General features: G+C 48.7%; 14 protein-coding genes and 1 riboswitch. Of the genes, 11 read left to right on the top strand and 3 right to left on the bottom strand.

Annotated features, from left to right (window positions below; all coding sequences use genetic code 11):
* Window positions 1–582 precede the first annotated feature (582 nt).
* Together asd and PODO_RS24800 are read right to left on the bottom strand one after the other, a co-directional pair.
* Entirely contained in the window at window positions 583–1,374 is a 792-nt protein-coding gene (gene asd, locus PODO_RS24805; protein ID WP_038573164.1) for an archaetidylserine decarboxylase, read from the bottom strand.
* Between the two features lie 86 nt (window positions 1,375–1,460).
* A complete protein-coding gene (locus PODO_RS24800) occupies window positions 1,461–2,555 on the bottom strand; it encodes a YheC/YheD family endospore coat-associated protein (RefSeq protein ID WP_036679737.1) in 1,095 nt (364 codons plus the stop codon).
* A 217-nt stretch (window positions 2,556–2,772) separates the two neighbouring features.
* Between PODO_RS24800 and PODO_RS24795 the strand changes: the two genes are divergently transcribed.
* The 5 genes from PODO_RS24795 (at window position 2,773) to PODO_RS24775 (ending at window position 11,366) form a co-directional block, all read left to right on the top strand.
* The gene (locus PODO_RS24795) at window positions 2,773–7,461 is read left to right on the top strand and encodes a WIAG-tail domain (RefSeq protein ID WP_038573161.1); all 4,689 of its coding nucleotides are present in this window, start codon (window positions 2,773–2,775) and stop codon (window positions 7,459–7,461) included.
* Window positions 7,462–8,093: 632 nt separating this feature from the next.
* A complete protein-coding gene (locus tag PODO_RS24790) occupies window positions 8,094–8,936 on the top strand; it encodes a glycosyltransferase family 2 protein (RefSeq protein ID WP_305953534.1) in 843 nt (280 codons plus the stop codon).
* The gene (locus PODO_RS24785) at window positions 8,933–9,853 is read left to right on the top strand and encodes a glycosyltransferase family 2 protein (protein WP_094903705.1); all 921 of its coding nucleotides are present in this window, start codon (window positions 8,933–8,935) and stop codon (window positions 9,851–9,853) included. Before PODO_RS24790 ends, PODO_RS24785 begins: the two co-directional genes overlap by 4 nt.
* Window positions 9,850–10,587 (top strand): glycosyltransferase family 2 protein, encoded by a 738-nt coding sequence (locus PODO_RS24780; RefSeq protein WP_038573160.1) that lies wholly within the window; start codon window positions 9,850–9,852, stop codon window positions 10,585–10,587. The genes PODO_RS24785 and PODO_RS24780 overlap by 4 nt, the downstream gene beginning before the upstream one ends.
* Before the next feature lie 47 nt (window positions 10,588–10,634).
* Window positions 10,635–11,366, top strand: coding sequence for a sugar phosphate nucleotidyltransferase (locus PODO_RS24775; RefSeq protein ID WP_038573158.1), 732 nt, complete (start codon window positions 10,635–10,637; stop codon window positions 11,364–11,366).
* A gap of 65 nt (window positions 11,367–11,431) precedes the next feature.
* Here PODO_RS24775 and PODO_RS24770 read toward each other — a convergent pair whose 3' ends face one another.
* A complete protein-coding gene (locus PODO_RS24770) occupies window positions 11,432–11,947 on the bottom strand; it encodes a GNAT family N-acetyltransferase (protein ID WP_038573157.1) in 516 nt (171 codons plus the stop codon).
* A gap of 195 nt (window positions 11,948–12,142) precedes the next feature.
* Here PODO_RS24770 and PODO_RS24765 point away from each other — a divergent pair, with 195 nt between their 5' ends.
* The 6 genes from PODO_RS24765 (at window position 12,143) to PODO_RS24740 (ending at window position 17,189) form a co-directional block, all read left to right on the top strand.
* Window positions 12,143–12,430 (top strand): hypothetical protein, encoded by a 288-nt coding sequence (locus PODO_RS24765; RefSeq protein ID WP_036679726.1) that lies wholly within the window; start codon window positions 12,143–12,145, stop codon window positions 12,428–12,430.
* Window positions 12,431–12,454: 24 nt separating this feature from the next.
* Complete coding sequence (locus PODO_RS24760; protein ID WP_036679724.1) at window positions 12,455–12,799, top strand: alpha-helical endospore appendage domain-containing protein; 345 nt, start codon at window positions 12,455–12,457, stop codon at window positions 12,797–12,799.
* Window positions 12,796–13,098, top strand: a complete 303-nt coding sequence (locus PODO_RS24755) for a hypothetical protein (RefSeq protein ID WP_051491084.1) — start codon at window positions 12,796–12,798, stop codon at window positions 13,096–13,098. The genes PODO_RS24760 and PODO_RS24755 overlap by 4 nt, the downstream gene beginning before the upstream one ends.
* A 4-nt stretch (window positions 13,099–13,102) precedes the next feature.
* Window positions 13,103–13,519, top strand: a complete 417-nt coding sequence (locus tag PODO_RS24750; protein WP_038573156.1) for a FliH/SctL family protein — start codon at window positions 13,103–13,105, stop codon at window positions 13,517–13,519.
* Between the two features lie 142 nt (window positions 13,520–13,661).
* The gene (locus PODO_RS24745) at window positions 13,662–14,192 is read left to right on the top strand and encodes a GNAT family N-acetyltransferase (RefSeq protein WP_038573154.1); all 531 of its coding nucleotides are present in this window, start codon (window positions 13,662–13,664) and stop codon (window positions 14,190–14,192) included.
* Window positions 14,193–15,682: 1,490 nt separating this feature from the next.
* Window positions 15,683–15,781, top strand: a riboswitch (purine riboswitch).
* A gap of 70 nt (window positions 15,782–15,851) precedes the next feature.
* Window positions 15,852–17,189 (top strand): 5'-deoxyadenosine deaminase, encoded by a 1,338-nt coding sequence (locus tag PODO_RS24740; protein WP_036679719.1) that lies wholly within the window; start codon window positions 15,852–15,854, stop codon window positions 17,187–17,189.
* Window positions 17,190–17,270: the final 81 nt, after the last annotated feature.

Raw genomic sequence — 17,270 nt, 5'->3', positions numbered from 1 at the left:
CAATAGCTGCGGTGGAGTCCGATAGAATTGCAAATGTGTGAAAAAGTCGCGTATAAGGTCAGCTGGGTCCGATAGCGGCGAGCGCACACCTTCCACTAACGCTCGACCAGCCCTCCACTATCTCGACCAGCCCTCCACTATCTCGACCAGCCCTCCACTATCTCGACCATCCTCAACTAACGCTCGACCAACCTCGATCAACGCTCTGCAAATGCTTACGGACTCAGCAGCCGCTATTTGCCCATTTATCGCCATTTGAGCGGAGTTTCGGACTCCAGTGCCGCTATTGCCTAAGATCTAGCGCAAATAGGGTGTTTTTCATGCCAATAGCTGCGGTGGAGTCCGATAGAATCGCAAATGTGTCAAAAATCCGCGTATAAGGTCAGCTGGGTCCGATAGCTAACGATAGGTATACGATAGCTAACGATAGGTACACGATGGTTAGACGATAGGTATACGATAGCTAGAGGGTTCGTGTCCGCAACTGTGCTCCACACTAAGTCTCAAAAAGAAGAGGGCACCCAGCAGCCATTTCATGGCTTTTGAGGCACCCTCTAATTTTTGACATTCGCCCAACTCTCCCTACAAAGGTCGATGCAACGTTCCCAGTAGTTCGCCCATTTTTACCTTCGAGTCGACCTCAAGCTTGGGTCTCGGGGTAAAGGTACCGCTTTCCGTGAGCAGCACTACGGTGGAGCCAAACTCAAAATAAGCCAGATCATCGCCTATTTGCCACTCGGCAGCCGTAGCATCCGTATAACGGATGCTGCTGACGTTCATTGCGCCTACCTTTACTACCGCGGTTTCCCCGTAACTCCCGGCAATATACGTAATGAGACGTTCGTTGCGGTTCAGGACACCCTTCATATGTCGCATTCCGAAATCGTTGACAGGATAGGCCCGTCCGCGAATATAATCGCTCTCCACCTTTTGTCCGGTAAGGGGAGAGTGAATCCGGTGATAATCGGTAGGACTCAAATAAAGAACGAAGAAAAAACCCTTCTTGTACAGCTCCAGATGCGGGGAGTGATTAAGGAGATCCTCGATCTTATAATCCTGCCCTTTTACATTCATAATCGTACCGGCGGTAATGTCACCCATAGCAGTAATCGTTGCGTCTACGGGACTAACCAAAGCGTCAGCATCGGTTGCAATAGGCCGCATGCCCGGCTTCAGCCGGCGGCTGAAAAACTCATTAAGAGTGAGATATTCTCCAGGATTTTTCTCCGCTTGAGCGGAGGGGATTTGATAAGTCTTAATAAATGCCGGGATAAGAAAACGGCTGATTCTACTATGAGAAAAAGATCCCATTAACCGTGAAAGCCACCGGTGTGAGGATAGCTCGGTCATCAGCCGTAGCAATTGTTTTACCATGCCCATCTCCCTTCCATAATGCAGCAGTACGGTTGTATACGGGTCGTCTCTGCTCTGCATTATATTGACATAGAATAGGAGACAAATCAATAACTGTTATATACCGTACTGTTCGTTTCTATTAAAAAACGCGCGTATCCCATAGGTCTGCGATAGCTGTCTTTCCAAATTTCCGTAAGGCCGGCTTTATGAAATCCGTAGCGTTGGTCGCGACCGTTACATTCTATGAAGAAGAGTCGTCCGTCCTTAGTAATGCCTATATCCAGTCCGATATCGGCCAGTCCGGGAAGGTCTTGCTCCAGACACCGTGCGATTGCAAGGCTAAGTATTTCGACAGACATACGGATGTGGGCCGCTGTGGATCTTGAAAAGGCTTTTTCTAGCGCCAAGGAGGAGCTTAACGCTTCTCCTCCGCGGGCTATATTGGAGACAAAGCCCCCTGGGGCAGCCAGTTTGGCGAAGAGCCCAGTGACCTGCCAATCTCCTCCCCAGCCGCGCTGAACGGTGACGCGTAGATCAAAGGGACGTCCTCCAATCTCAGCAAGGGGAATACGTTCTTGTACAAGATAAGGCACGGAGGTTAGGCGTGCGCGGAGCGCTTGTGGCAACGCCGCCTGATTTACGGGAATATTTCTCCAGCGCTGCATCGAGGGGGAGAGGTAGCTCAAGGTCCAACGCTGAGATCCCTTGCGGACCAGCCGCATGACCCCATTCCCTATACTTCCACGGCAAGGTTTAAGAATCAGATCGGGATAAAGATTCATCATTTCTTTTAGGCCTGAGACTCTCGTTGTTACGGGTAAATATTCGCGAAGCTCCGTATTTTTTTCAAGCAGCTGATGGATCTCATCTTTGCCGTATCGATTACATGTATTGAAAATCAGGGGATAGTGCTTCAACAGACGCTGCATCCCCGGGCTGTTTTTGCTGTATATTGCCCGGTTATGGATAACAGCAGGCGTAGGAACAACTACGCTTTTATATCCGTTGGCTCCCTTTATATAGGCGGCACTAAAGCCAGTGTCCGTATCGATGTCCGCGAGCTTCAGGAAGCAAGGGACTAAACCGTATGCCGCCGCGGCCTCTTCATAGTTGGATAGAGACTCCTGTCCTGTTTTTAGCCGGGGAACGCCCCGGTGCATATCGGCATTTAGTAATATTCCAACGAGCTTATGCCCCATGTTTGTTCCTCCTGTTTCATCGGTTACATGATCCCTGCTTTTTCTACTCTTGTCATAGTATGTTTGTACCCGCGTGTCAGGGTGGACGAATGCGCGAAGGCAGATGCCTTTTTTTATACATAATCTTATGAAGGCCTCTTCGCAAAAGGGTGTCATAAGCCCATACCGCTGCATATGATGCCTAGGAGAAACATTAGATGGAAGGAGGAGACTGCTTGTGAGGGGTTCCAAAAAAAAGCAGCCGCGCAGTCCACAGAAACGACTCTATTTTGTAGATAATCCCAATAAAGAGGAACTGAGTATGCTGGATACCAAAAGCAGCTCTAGAAGCTCGGGGAATAACAGTGACGGAGTCAGTGAAGCAGAGATCGCGGAAGTTCAGGTAAGTGGGGGAGCAATAGCTGAAGTCGTTCTAGAGGAGCCAACTTCTGCTCCAGTTCTACAATTGGAGCCGGAGCTTATAGAGGAAGCGCAGCTTCAGAAACAGGCGGATAATCTTCCTGAAACCGTATGGTTCGCTCCTCCAGAGAAAGAACGTTTTCAGCCCGTTTATACAGATGATCTTTCGGATGCAGCGGTGACCGGAGCCAAAATCGCTCCACGTACCATTGACGGTTCTAAGCTAAAGTTCGGCATTATTGGTACACCTTGGCTGCAAGATTACGCTGTACAGAGTATTAATATCGCGGACAAGGCAGTCACTTCTGCAAAAATCGCACCAGAATCGATTGTGGGCGAGCATTTAGCAGAAGGAAGCGTTAGTGGCGGTAAGCTGCTGGATCATTCGATTAGTGGAGAGAAGCTGAAAAATGGCAGTATTAGTCCAGAGAAGCTGGCTGATCGGATTATAGGCGGCGGTCAAATTGCAGATAAAGCCATTGAGAGCCGCCATTTAAGCGATTTGATTATTACTGCGGATTTACTGGAAGATGGAGCCGTTACTAGTGACAAAATAGGAAGCAGCAGCATCACAAGTCGCCACCTAGCTAACGGCAGTGTTGACCGTTCCAAGCTGGCCGATGCAGCGGTATCTGGCGATAAAATTGCTGATGGTGAAATCAGCAGTTCAAAGCTAGCGGATGCTGTTATTGAAGGCCGCCATCTTAGCGACGCTTTGATAACCGCCAGACATCTGGCCCCGGGAGCGATCGGTTCTGATCAGCTTGCCAGCAAATTGATCGGTAAGGAACAGCTGCAGTCGGGTATTATCGAAGGCGGGCATTTAGCTGATGGAGCTATAGGCTCTAAGCAACTTGGTGCAGATGTCGTGAGAAGCGTCCATTTAAGCCCAGAAAGTGTGAATGGTAATCATATCGGTGATGGCGAAATATCGAGTCGGCATTTGGCTGACCGCAGCATCTCTTTTTTAAAGCTGGCTGAGGGTGCAGTAGGAACTGCACAGTTAGTGGAGCAAGCGGTAACCTCGTCCAAAATTGCTGACCAAAGCATTCTCCCACATAAGCTGGCAGACGAAGCAGTGACCACAAGACATATTGCAAAATCCGCCATTCGCGGACCGCAAATTGCTATGCAAGCCATAACTTCTATTCATCTGGAACGCGAAGCAGTGAATCATTCGCATATAGCGGCGGAAGCGGTCGGCTCGGAGCAGCTTAAGGAAGAAGCTATTCAGACTCAACATTTATCTTCCGGTGCTGTGACTGGAGAACAGCTGGCTTCAGAATCTGTGGGCGGGGAGCATCTTCGTGCACAGAGCGTTACTTCTGCCAAGTTGGCAGATGGAAGTGTAAATGCAGCTAAGCTGGCAGCAGGTGCAGTGATTGGGAGCACGATTGCGCGTGAAGTAGTCAGTGGTGAACATATCGCTTTTTGTACAGTGGAGGAAAAGCATCTGGCGGATGCCAGTGTGAGCGGCCGTGTATTGCAGGATGCTGTGGTAAATAAGGATCATTTGGCCACGGGAGCCGTGGAACGAAGACATCTTGGTGAAAATAGTGTGACTTCCGCTGCGATTCAATCGGGCTCAGTTTCAGGAGATAAGCTGGCTTCCGCTGCGGTGAGAGAAATTCACCTGGCAGCAGGAGCTGTGCAGCCTCATCATCTGGCCGATCATGCAGTGACCTCGTTGAAGCTTTCACCGGAAAGTGTCTCAACGGATAAAATCAGTGATTTAGCAGTCACTTCGGCTAAGCTTGCAGACGGCAGCATAGAATCCAGTAAACTGGCAGCGTCAGCAGTTCATGCTGAGCATTTGTCGGTAAATGCTGTAAGTTCGAAAACCATAAGCGAAAGTGCCGTTCAAAGTAGACATTTGAATCCCGGCAGTGTCAGTGGGGCGCATATCCGGCCGTTGTCTATAGGGAATGGTCATATCCTTCCGAATTCTATTTCTGCGGTTCAAATCCAAGAGGGCAGTATTAATAGCTCTAAGCTGGTAAAAGGTGCCGTGGATTCTCAGCATCTTTCACCTGGTAGTGTAGACGGCAGCCATTTGTGTACCGATACGATTGAAGGTCGTCATATCCTACCTGGTGAAATCACGCTGGCTCATCTGGCGGAAGAGGTACGTAGCTCTGAGTTGCTGCCAGACGGCTGCATAACTGGGGAGAAGCTGGCTGAAGGATCGGTAGATTCCAACCATCTCCTGCCTGGAAGTGTGAACGGAAGCCATTTGAATTCGGGTTCTGTCGAAGGTCGACATATCCTACCGGGTGAGGTCACGCTTGCTCATCTGGCTGCAGATGCATATACCTCCGACTTGCTGCCTGAAGGCAGTATTACCGGGAAGAAGCTGGCGGGAGCATCCGTGGATTCTATTCATTTAGTGTTTGGAAGTGTGGAAGGCGGACATCTGAGTTCAGGTTCCGTCGAAGGACGTCATATTGGAAAAGGTGAGATTACCCTGGCTCATCTCGCCGATGAAACCCGAAGCGCTGATCTGCTGCCAGACGGTAGTATTACTAGAGAGAAGCTGGCGGAGGAATCCGTAAGTTCTATTCACCTAGTGCCTGGCAGTGTGGATGGCAGCCATTTAGGCCCAGACACAGTAGAAGGCCGTCATATCCGATACGGTGAGATCACGCTGGCTCATTTGGCAAAAGAAACACGCAGCTCTAAATTGCTGCCAGACGGTAGTATTTCTGGAGTAAAGCTGGCACATGCTTCCGTAAATTCAAATCATCTAGTACCTGGCAGTGTGGAAGGCGTTCATCTAAGTTCAGGTTCTGTCGAAGGGCGCCATATTGGAAAAGGTGAGATTACGTTAGCTCATCTGGCCGAAGAAACACGTAGCGCTGACTTGCTGCCAGACGGTAGCATCACTCGGGAGAAGTTGGCGGAAGAATCCGTAAATTCTAATCATCTGGTGCCTGGAAGCGTAGATGGCAGTCATTTGAGTCCGGACACAATAGAAGGACGTCATATCCGATATGGTGAGATCACGCTGGCTCATTTGGCCGAAGAAACACGCAGCTCCAATTTGCTGCCAGACGGTAGCATTACTGGGGAGAAACTGGCGGAAGCATCCATAAATTCGAATCACCTTGTACCTGAAAGCGTGGAGGGAACTCATCTGAGTCCGTCTGCAATAGAAGGACGCCATATTGGAGAAGGTGAGATCAAGCTAGCACATCTGGCGGATGAGGTACGCAGCTCCGAACTGCTGCCAGACGGAAGCATTACTGGGGAGAAGCTGGCGGAAGCCTCCGTAGAAGCAATTCATCTAGTGCCTGGCAGTGTGGATAGAACTCATCTGAGTCCGTCTGCAGTAGAAGGTCTCCATATTGGAAAAGGTGAGATCAAGCTAGCACATCTAGCGGATGAGGTACGCAGCTCCGAGTTACTGCCGGATGGCAGCATTACCGGTAAAAAGTTGGAGGGTGGATCTATTACTGCCTACCACTTGGCTCCTGGCAGTGTCTATGGGGGACACTTAGGGGGGAATGCGGTAGATAGCCGCCATATCCGTGCTGGAAGCATTACTCTGAATCATTTGGCAGAAGAAGTGCGCAGCGCTGATTTATTGCCGGAAGGCAGTATTACAGGCGAGAAGATTGAAGTCGGAACGATCCAGTCTTTCCATTTGGCCCAAGGCAGCGTCTCTGGAGGTCATTTGGCCGGGGATGCGGTGGAAGGCCGCCATATTCGATCGGACAGCATCACCCTGAAGCATTTGGCAGAAGAGGTACGCAGTGCGGATTTGTTGCCAGATGGCAGTATTACTGAAGAAAAACTCGCCGAAGGCTCCGTGAGTTCTTCACATTTACAACCATGGAGTGTTTACGGAGAGCATCTTGCTGACAAGATCGTGGCAGATCGGCATTTGCAGCCTGGCATCATCAAATTAGAGCATCTTGCGGATGAAACACGCAGCTCAGCACTGCTCCCGGATGGCAGTATCAACGGAGCTAAGCTGAAGGAAGGCAGTATCGAGTCCGCTCATCTGACAGAAGGTGCAGTAGGGACAACAGAGCTTCAGGATGAAGCGGTAGTTGCATCCAAAATCTCTTCGTTTGCGATTCAAGCCCGCCATCTGGAAGAAGAGAGTGTTCAGGAATATCATATTTCCCCAGGTGCAGTAAACGGGACTCATCTGGCACCGAACTCTGTAAATACAGATCATCTGTCCTTCAGTCCGATTCAAACAGCTGGGAAGCGAGAAGCACTACAGCAGTTTGGAATGACAGCATTTATGTTCAATGGGGATGCAGAGAGTGTAGAGGTGACCGTATCGTTTGATGAGAGCTTTGGGCATACGGGTTATGTGCTTGTTGCCATGACCAATCAGCCTTACTTCTACGCTTCCTTAAAGAGCAGAGCCAATGGAGAAGCAGTGATTCAAGTAGTACGGTTGCGCGAGACTCCGCATTTCTATGGGGTTATCTCTTGGATTGCTATAGGCGCTCCCTTAGCTAAGCCGGCAGCAGATGATCGCGTATTTGATTGAACCTTAAGCAGTTCCTCTTAAAAATAGCAGAGTAGCGAATCTCCTTATTGGAGATCGCTGCTCTGTTTTTTTGGGGGGGAACGGTACATGTCAGCATCGCCGGGTTCTAAACATTCGCTGTGGCTGCGGCTCTGTCCGATAGCCTGGTAGTCTAAACATCCGCTGCTACTTACGGACCCAGATGGCGTTATTTGCAGGTTTGTCGTTTTTTAAGGCTGGTTTAGGACTCTAGTGAAGCAATTGTATAGAAATAGAGCATTATTGAGTTCTTTTCATGCCAATAGCTGCTACGGAGTCCGTTAATAATCTAAAAGTGTGATAATGCGGCGAATAGGAGCAACTGTGTCCGATAGCGCTAATGTCTAAACATCCGCTGCAGATTCGGTTTTGTCCGATACTGTCCTAACCTAATCGCCCTGCCGCGGACACAATCTGCGTTCGTTACCGCCACAGATTGTGTCCGCGGCAGCTGGCTATGCGCAATGTATCTAAGCGGAAGTGTGGTGGGGAGTACATTTGTCCTGTTTTCAGAACGACAGGAGACAATTGCCGTTACCCTGTGCGTTGTAGTACATAAACTGTGATGTAACCCTCAGCCTGAAGAATTGGCTCTGTAAGGAAGGTGGATGAGCATGAAGCCCAAACGAACTTCTGCCCGCCGCACAGGACGGCGGGTCTCTCGGATGAAGCGGCGGACTTCACGCCCAGTGCGGCAAGTCGCTGTAGTCCCTATAGTTAACCATCCTAATCCCTATGTTTCGGTTATTATTCCAGCCATGAATGAAGCTCAGACCATTGCGGGAGTGATATCTGGAGCCAGAGGGGTCCATCCGCGCTGCGAGGTAATTGTGGTCGTGAATGGATCCACTGATCAAACGGCAGGGATTGCACAATCGCTAGGTGCGCGTGTTATTTCCTATGAGTTGCCGCTTGGACACGACGCTGGCCGTAGTGTGGGAGCTGAGGCAGCCAAGGGAGAAATCCTATTGTTTACAGATGGAGATTTGGTGATACCTGCTTCGGGGCTGCGTCCTTACGTCACTGCTGTTAGTGGTGGAGTGGACATAGCGCTTAATGATTATTCCGGTCCGGTCCGGAAGCTGTCCCCCCATCCGGTGGTGCTGTCTAAACATGCACTGAATATTCTGCTTGGCCGTCCAGATCTGAAGGGATGTTCGATGACGGCAGTTCCGCACGCAATCAGCCGCAGAGCACTTGATATTTTAGGGAGCGATTCATTATCACGTCCTCCACTGGCGCATGCCCAGGCAATTCTTAGTGGACTGCATGTGGTAGCCGCTCACAAAGTGCCTGTAGGGAAATTGAATGCGGTAAGGCGCAAGGAAGACGGCAAAGATCCATTGCAGCAGTTGATTACAGCGGATCATATGGAGGCTGTATCCCTGTTGCTGGAACATCGGGGGATCAGAGCGGGCTTTGGCGACGGAGCCCGGCGCAGAGAGATGGTGAGATGATGGTTGCAACTTTACGAGGCACAGCAGCTCGAACGGCAAAGAAACGCCCAATCCGTCACAGGTCAGCCAATCGCTCTGTAAAAGGCAACGCTGCTACTCGCCCGCTTCTGTCTCGGCAATCGAAGGCAGGCAAGGAGACTCTGAAGTTACCGAAGTTACGCGGGACTTTGTCAGTCATTATCTCCGCGCGTAATGAGGAGCAGACCTTGTCACGTCTGCTGCATCAGGTTGCACGGCTTGAACCTGCAGAAATTATCGTCGTACTTAATGGCTGCAGTGATAACTCTTTTCCTATTTCTAGACAACATCGTCAAGCCATTGTAGTACACTGCCCAGAGTCTGTCGGACATGATGTGGGTCGGGCTATCGGTGCGAAGCTGAGTCGCGGGGATATATTGCTTTTTCTGGATGGAGATATGGTCATTCCGGCCTCTCAGCTCGTTTCATTCACGGCGGCTGTAGATCGTGGGATTGATGTAGCTCTTAATGATTTAGACTCACTGATGCCTTCTTTTGGATTATGTGATGATGTCACCCGCAGCAAACTGTTTCTGAATTATGCTCTGGATAGGTACGATCTCGGGGTTAGCTCTATGACAGCTGTTCCTCATGCGCTTTCGCGGCATGCGCTTGAGACCATAGGCTACCGTGAATTAATGGTTCCACCTAAAGCCCAAGCTCGTTCTGTATTAGAAAAGTTACGGGTGGAGAAGGCTGGGACGGTAAATGTTATTAAACATAATCGGCTGCGCAAGGCAAATACAGGGGTTGGAAATGCTGTGGAAAAACTGATCATAGGAGATCATGCTGAGGCTCTACATGAGGTTCTTTCGCGGCGAAAAGCTGGCGGTCTGCTAAGTAGTGAGACTCAGCGCGAGTACCGCAGACAGGTAGCCGCTTGGAGGAATCGCATATGACGCTGACGAGTATTATTATTCCAACCTACAATGCGCTGCCCTTGCTGAGGGCCTGTGTGGAATCTATTCGTGCCTACACTCCGCCGCCTTATGAGATTATCGTAGTGGACAATGCTTCAACGGACGGAACAGACACTTATTGCCGTGCGAATCATATAACGTTTATTTCATTGCCTGACAATCGCGGCTTTCCAGCTGCATGCAATATGGGGCTACAGCTAGCTTCAGGTGATGAATTACTGCTGCTGAATAACGATGTAGTGGTATCTCAAGGATGGTTAACTAATCTGAAGAGAGCTCTATATAGTGCTCCTGATGTTGGTATTGTTGGGCCAGTCACAAACTATGCTAGTGGACGTCAACAGGTGAAGACTGATTATGAAGGTCTGATAGATTTTCATCAGGCTGCTGAGAGGGCGAACCTTCCAAATCCCCAGAAATGGTTGGAGACGAGACGGCTGGTAGGATTATGTTTTTTATTCAAAAGAGAGCTGCTTACTTCCGTAGGTCTACTGGATGAGAGATTCTCACCTGGACATTACGAAGATGATGATTATTGTTACCGTACCAGGATAAAGGGATATCGGTTGCTTATCGCCGGGGATTGCTTGGTGCACCATGAAGGAAGTGCAAGTTTCAAGCAAGTTTACAATACCGGACTGCAAGAACTGGTGGAACGAAATCGCAAGATTTTTATAGATAAATGGAATGTAGACCCTATAAATTTCATATGAAGTGCAGATCCGAAGGCAAAGGACGTAGATAAAGAGGAGGAAAGTAAGTGAAAGGAGTCATACTGGCGGGCGGAACAGGATCTAGACTTCAACCGCTGACCCGGCTTATGAACAAACATTTGCTTCCGGTCGGCAAATATCCTATGGTCTGTTACGGCATAGACCGGCTTCGCCGGGCAGGAATTACCGACATTCTTCTGGTCATAAGCAAGCAGTCTGCTGGCCTGTACACGGATTTTTTAGGTAGCGGTGCTGCATTTGGTGTATCTCTGACCTATAAAATTCAGGAAGCTGCCGGAGGCATTGCCGAGGCTCTTGATTTAGCAGAAGGGTTCATTTTCCCGGGGGAACGATTTGTTGTATTGCTCGGGGATAATCTTTTTATGGATGATCTGAAGCCTTATGTGGAGAGTTATCTTCGTCAGCCAGCGGGCACTGCAAAGGTGTTGCTGAAGCCGGTGGAGGACGCGCGCAGATACGGTGTACCTGTGTTTGATAGTCAAGATGCGGCATGGATTGCTTATATCGAAGAAAAGCCGGAGCATCCGAAGACCAATTATTGTGTAACTGGTATTTATATGTACGATGAAGCTGTATTTGATATCATCCGGCGGGTATCACCTTCCAAAAGGGGGGAGCTGGAGATTACTGATGTAAATAATATATACGCCGCTGATCGCAGACTTAGTTATGATGTGCTTAAGGATTGGTGGAGTGATGCGGGGACGTTCCAGTCTTTGCACGAGGCGGGGGAAAAGTTAAAGGATGCACTGCCATAAGGCAGTGCTTTTTTTGTTGTAATCTTGCTATAGATAGCCGCAAGGGCTTTGAAATCACGCGTTACTCAGAGGGCTCGGGGTTTGGAAATCCTCCACCAGATTAAATCCTCAGTTTCTTTGTATCTCTCAGAGCCTAGACGCTCCAATACTTTGTGGGAGGCTGTATTATCTTTTTCAGTGTCAGCGATTACATAGACAGCTTGGGGATGGGAGAAAATCCATGCAGTAATTGTGCGTAGTGCCTCTGTTGCATACCCTTTTCTTCTATATTTCTCATCAATCCCATATCCTATAATAACCTCGCCTTTCTCATTCGGGTAACCTTTAAGGATAATGAATCCTATAATACATTGATCTTCCCGATGGACGATGGCCCAGTTCGTTAACCATAGGTAATGGTCGGGGTCCTGCTGCACCTTTTTTAGCCTGATCTGCATAGCATATTGCATTTCATCATCAAGCGCCGCACTGATGGCAGCTAAGCCTAATTGTTGCTGTAGCTCCGAATAGTTATCTATTGCTAGTGAGAGTTCTGGGGCAGTTAAAGGTATTAGATCGATCCGCTGGCTTTCAAGCTTCATATATTCCCCACCAATCATTGGTAAACTCAGGATTGCGCATTTCACATTTTAATCCTTTTAAATGTACTTAGCAATAACGTAATCTTTATGTCATCCAGTCACTTATAGAGCCTTAACTTGTCGAGGATCCCCGGCACCGTAACGGCTCCTGCCGCATATGCTGTAGCAGGGCGTTTGAGCAAAGGAGACATGAAGGTGCAGAGTAAAATAACTAAAGTCCTGCAGCACATGGCCCATACGCACGAACAGATGGCGCGGATTCTAGACGCTGAGCGCCATGTGGCTGTCCGTATGTCGCAAATTGTCCACGATCTGCCAGATGCGGAGCCTGATTTTGATGGGATCAGCGGGATGATCGAAAGCTCAACTCAGGTAAACAAGAATATTATTGCTTACTTGAATGCACTTGCAGATCTGGAAGAAGCGATGGCTGATGGGGTAGGCAGAGTGATTAAGGAATTGAACGGTCAAGAAGAAGAGTAACGCTATAGGAGCGGGAGGCGGAAGATGAGCAGAGAAAAGGCTTATCTGCAAATGCTGGAGTCCACCGCCGCCATCCAGTGGAACGTTGCGTTGATTCTGGAAGCTAAGGCGGTTGAAGCTGAAAAGGTAAAGCAGTGGGCACAGCATCATATCCACGCTAGAGCCTTTGATTCCCACAGTGAGCAACTGAAGGAGTCCCTCTCTATACACGAGGTCATCGTGGAGATGGTCGAAGGGCTGACCAAACTGGAGAACGGACTCTACAGCAATTTAAAAGCAGTGCTGGGCAGTGGCGAAGACGATGGTGGCGGGGAAGGTTTTGGAGACATGTCAGGTGATGGCTTTAGTTTTGGAGAAGACAGCAAATGAGCGGGGACCGTCTCTCTGAACATGCCGTCAAGCTGGAGATGATTCGCTCCATTTCGCGCAGTCAGGCTGCTTTGGCGGCCATCTTGGAGAGCATCGCCGAATTGACGGAGCAATCTGAGTTGACGGCCCGCAAATTGAGCGACAATATCAGGATTTTAAGTGGGTATCAGAGTGCGATGTGCCGGATGATGTCCGGGATTTCACTACATCGTCCTAAACGGGGAATTCCTGCTGCGCCATGGCTGAGTAAGGCATACGCCGTAGGAACCTCCAGAGAACATGGAGCACAGGAGGAGTAGAAGCATGAAGAAGAAAAGCCGCAGAACGCTACGTTCAGGCAGAACCCGTAGACGCACATTGCTGCTCTCGCGGAAAGCAAAAGTTCGTAAAGGGCTAGCCCGTAAAACCCGCAGAGTTCTTGCCCGGAAAACTGCTCGTTATGGGAAGTCGAAAAAAGTCCTATTGCTACGCAAGAAAAGAAGACTTCGTCGTAAGCTTGTTCGTAAAGTAAGGGTTTCACAGCCACCGGTGCTTGTGGTACCCGTGAGCGAGGCTCCGCCTGCTCCACAGGTAATTCCGCTCCCCCCGGAGCTGGGCGTTTCGCCGGAAACGCCCCCGGCAGACGCCTTTCAACAGGGCTACACCGAAGCATACAACGTGGGGTTCGACGCCGGTTTCGCCAAGGGCTTCGAGGACGGGCATAAGCTGGAATTCAGCTAGGGGACACAGATGACAAGATCCGCTCCGCCCGTGAGCGGGTCTTGCGGTTTTCGTGCGGACTGGTTTGCTGCGCTGCCGATGTGATAAACTTCATAATGAAAGTGAAAATAATATGAGGTTAAGATGAAGGCAGGGATGATTCATGGATACTGAGATTCGCAGAGCACGCAAAGATGAGATTGATGAAATTATGGAGCTGATTGTCAAATGCGTACAGGTGATGCAAGCAGGTGGCAGCGATCAGTGGGACGAGCATTATCCGAACCGGGAGATCATCTCCCTTGATATTGAACGTGGCAATCTATGGGTATGTGAGGAGAACAATGCGGTGGCCGGCATTCTAGTGTTGGACGAGCACCAATCCGAGCAGTATGGGAAGATTGACTGGACAGAAACGCAAGGGCCTCATTTAATTATGCATAGATTGGCTGTGCATCCTGAAGTTCAAGGAAAGGGAATTGCACGCCGTCTTAGCACTTTTGCAGAAGAATATGCTCGCCAGAATAGTTATTCAAGTATCCGTCTGGACACATATGCTAAGAACACTGGGGCACTCGCCCTATATCCCAAGCTGGGTTATGACCTCAGGGGTGAGGTAACTTTTCCAGGGCGTACCGCTAATTTTCCGGTGTTCGAGAAGGTTCTAGAAAAACACGGGAATTCGGAAGCTTAACATAGCGAGAGAACCAGAGGATATCTCATGAGCCATCTAATGGCTACTGAGATATCCTCTTTTTGTGGAAATAACACCGTTTTCTAAACAAAAACTTTGTTTGATTAGGTAGCAATTTGCGCTTACGGAAACCCTGCTCAAAAGGCGATAAGTGTGCAAATAGCGTCATCTGGGTCCGAAAGCATCAGTGGCTGAGTGTGACTCGACAGTAACGGACCCAGCAGACCTTAAATGCGGAATTTCCCCACACTTGGAATGCTATCGGACTCCAGAGCAGCTATTGGTATAAAACACACTGCATATGGGCCTGTAACGAGGGAATAGCGCCACTGGAGTCCGAAATCTTGCTCAAAAGGCGATAAATGTGCAAATAGCGTCATCTGGGTCCGAAAGCATCAGTGACTGATTGTGACTCGACAGTAACGGACCCAGCAGACCTTAAATGCGGAATTTCCCCACATTTGGAATGCTATCGGACTCCAGAGCAGCTATTGGTATAAAACACACTGCATATGGGCCTGTTTCGAGGGAATAACGTCACTGGAGTCCGAAACCATGCTCAAAAGGCGAAAAATGTGCAAATAGCGTCATCTGGGTCCTTAAGCATCAGTGGCTGAGTATGACTCGACAGTAACGGACCCAGATGACCTTAAACGTAGCATTTCCCCACATTTGGGATGCTATCGGACTCCAGAGCAGCTATTGGTATAAAACACACTGCATTTGGACCTGTAACGAGGAAATAGCGCCACTGGAGTCCGAAATCTTGCTCAAAAGGCGATAAATGTGCAAATAGCGTCATCTGGGTCCGAAAGTACTTGGGAGGATTATGACTCGCCTGTGGTGTGGACGTAGCGAGAGCAGTAGAAGCAGAAGCAGAAGCAGAAGCAGAAGCAGAAGCAGAAGCAGAAGCAGAAGCAGAAGCAGAAGCAGAAGCAGAAGCTCCAGACGTAGCAGTGGAATAGGCACAAGGGGAACGCAGAAGTGCGGAAGTAGGAGTAGTGTAGTAGCCGTAGCAGTGCTGAAGTAGCAGTTGAGTAGCAGTAGGGAAGGCATAGGTTCAAAAGTATGAATAGAGCTAGACGTACACTTTCGGGCTCTAACCAGTCCACCATACCGCGCTATATGCACAGCGGTTTAGCACAACGCGTTAGAGTAAGCAGAGATACTGTCCGAAATGGCCGATCTAATCATTCGAAATGTTCGACCTTATCGTACGAAACGGCTGTCTCTTAAGCCATGAAATAGCTCTCGGATAGCTTATTTTCTATGTTTTTATGACAGTAAATATGACACGATTCACAAGGTAGCGTAATCACAAATCTTTTCAAACAGAATAATCGTGATCAAAAAGTATTATGTGTTATTTAAAATAACATGTAATACTGATTTCCTTTTATAAATCACTATTTAAAATACATAATCAATATTGTGTGTCATGTATATTGACATGTAACCTGTCTTTAGATTATTATTGGACTATTCAAATTACAAATGAATAGTCTTTTTTTCGTATATCCTTAATAATTGGTTTAAGGGTCTCTACCGGGAACCGTAAATTTCTGGCTACGAAAATATGCTCAGGCATATTTTTGTGGCCTTTTTGTGTTACAAGCGTGAAGTTGTGCTGGAATTAACTCAATGAGGGGGAGAAGGGCTATGGGAAATATTTTGATCAAAAATGCCGAAATCATTACGATGAACAAGCAAGAGGAAATTTTACACGGGGATGTCCGGATTAAGGATGATCTCATCGTTGAAATCGGCACTGGCCTGATCCCGCAGGGTGACGAGAAGATCATTGATGCTACGAACCGTACATTAATTCCGGGTTTTATCCAAACTCATATTCATCTATGCCAGACGTTATTCCGTGGTAAAGGGGACGATCTGGAGCTGATGGATTGGCTGCGCAAACGAATCTGGCCATTAGAGGCCGCGCATGATGAAGAATCCCTTTATTATTCGGCTATGCTTGGCATCGGCGAACTGATCACCAGCGGCACGACGACGATTGTGGATATGGAGACTGTCCATCATACGGATTTTGCGTTTCAGGCTATAGCTAAAAGTGGAATCCGGGCCTTGTCCGGCAAGGTGATGATGGATCAAAAAGGGGGAGATGTGCCTGAGGCGCTGCAGGAGGATACCGCATCTTCTTTGCAGGAAAGTGTCGATTTACTGGAAAAATGGAATGGTTATGGAAACGGCCGGATTCAGTATGCATTTTCTCCACGTTTTGTGATTTCCTGTACAGAGCCTTTATTAACCGAGGTGCGGGATCTGTCCGCAAGATACGATGTGAAGGTGCATACTCATGCGTCTGAGAATTTAGGGGAAATTGAGATTGTGCAGGCCATGACTGGCATGCGTAACATCGTCTATCTGGATCATCTAGGATTAGCCAATGAACGGCTTATACTGGCGCATTGCGTGTGGCTGGATGCTGAGGAGCGGCGGATTTTGCGGGATCGAGGGGTGCATGTAAGTCATTGCCCGGGTTCCAATCTGAAATTGGCCTCCGGAATTGCGGACACACCAGGGATGCTTCATGAGCATGTTTCTCTTAGTCTGGGAGCGGATGGCGCTCCATGCAATAACAATCTGGATATGTTTAATGAGATGCGATTGGCGGCGATTATTCAAAAGCCTCATCACGGACCCACAACCATGGATGCCCGCAGTGTATTCCGTATGGCTACTATTGGTGGGGCGAAGGCCGTAGGGATGGAGGATAAGATCGGGAGTATCGAGGTAGGCAAAAAAGCAGATCTAGTGCTCCTGAATCTCTACAATTTTCATACCTTCCCCTCTTACGACGTAGATCCCATCTCTAGAATTGTATATTCCGCTACGCGGGCAGATGTGGAGACAACGATAATCGACGGGGAGATCGTGATGGAAAGAGGTTTGCTAAAGACTGTGGATAAAGAAATTGTACTAAATGAAGCTAACCGTTCTATTAAAAGATTACTTACGCATACCTCGATCGTTTGAGGAGAGAGGGCGATTCGGATATCTTTATTTGCAGGGGATCACTGGACCCCCTGTTTTTTTATGAGAAAATATGAACATAAG

This window comes from Paenibacillus odorifer (assembly GCF_000758725.1).
GTDB classification, from domain to species: Bacteria; Bacillota; Bacilli; order Paenibacillales; family Paenibacillaceae; genus Paenibacillus_AQ; species Paenibacillus_AQ odorifer.
Note: the sequence above shows the minus strand (reverse complement) of the source record. Positions and strands in the feature narration are given on the sequence as shown.

Coding starts and splice junctions, on each gene's coding strand:
- PODO_RS24755 (WP_051491084.1), top strand. CDS start 12,796: ATGAGCGGGGACCGTCTCTCTGAACATGCCGTCAAGCTGGAGATGATT.
- PODO_RS24785 (WP_094903705.1), top strand. CDS start 8,933: ATGATGGTTGCAACTTTACGAGGCACAGCAGCTCGAACGGCAAAGAAA.
- asd (WP_038573164.1), bottom strand. CDS start 1,374: ATGGTAAAACAATTGCTACGGCTGATGACCGAGCTATCCTCACACCGG.
- PODO_RS24800 (WP_036679737.1), bottom strand. CDS start 2,555: ATGGGGCATAAGCTCGTTGGAATATTACTAAATGCCGATATGCACCGG.
- PODO_RS24760 (WP_036679724.1), top strand. CDS start 12,455: ATGAGCAGAGAAAAGGCTTATCTGCAAATGCTGGAGTCCACCGCCGCC.
- PODO_RS24740 (WP_036679719.1), top strand. CDS start 15,852: ATGGGAAATATTTTGATCAAAAATGCCGAAATCATTACGATGAACAAG.
- PODO_RS24745 (WP_038573154.1), top strand. CDS start 13,662: ATGGATACTGAGATTCGCAGAGCACGCAAAGATGAGATTGATGAAATT.
- PODO_RS24750 (WP_038573156.1), top strand. CDS start 13,103: ATGAAGAAGAAAAGCCGCAGAACGCTACGTTCAGGCAGAACCCGTAGA.
- PODO_RS24780 (WP_038573160.1), top strand. CDS start 9,850: ATGACGCTGACGAGTATTATTATTCCAACCTACAATGCGCTGCCCTTG.
- PODO_RS24790 (WP_305953534.1), top strand. CDS start 8,094: ATGAAGCCCAAACGAACTTCTGCCCGCCGCACAGGACGGCGGGTCTCT.
- PODO_RS24770 (WP_038573157.1), bottom strand. CDS start 11,947: ATGAAGCTTGAAAGCCAGCGGATCGATCTAATACCTTTAACTGCCCCA.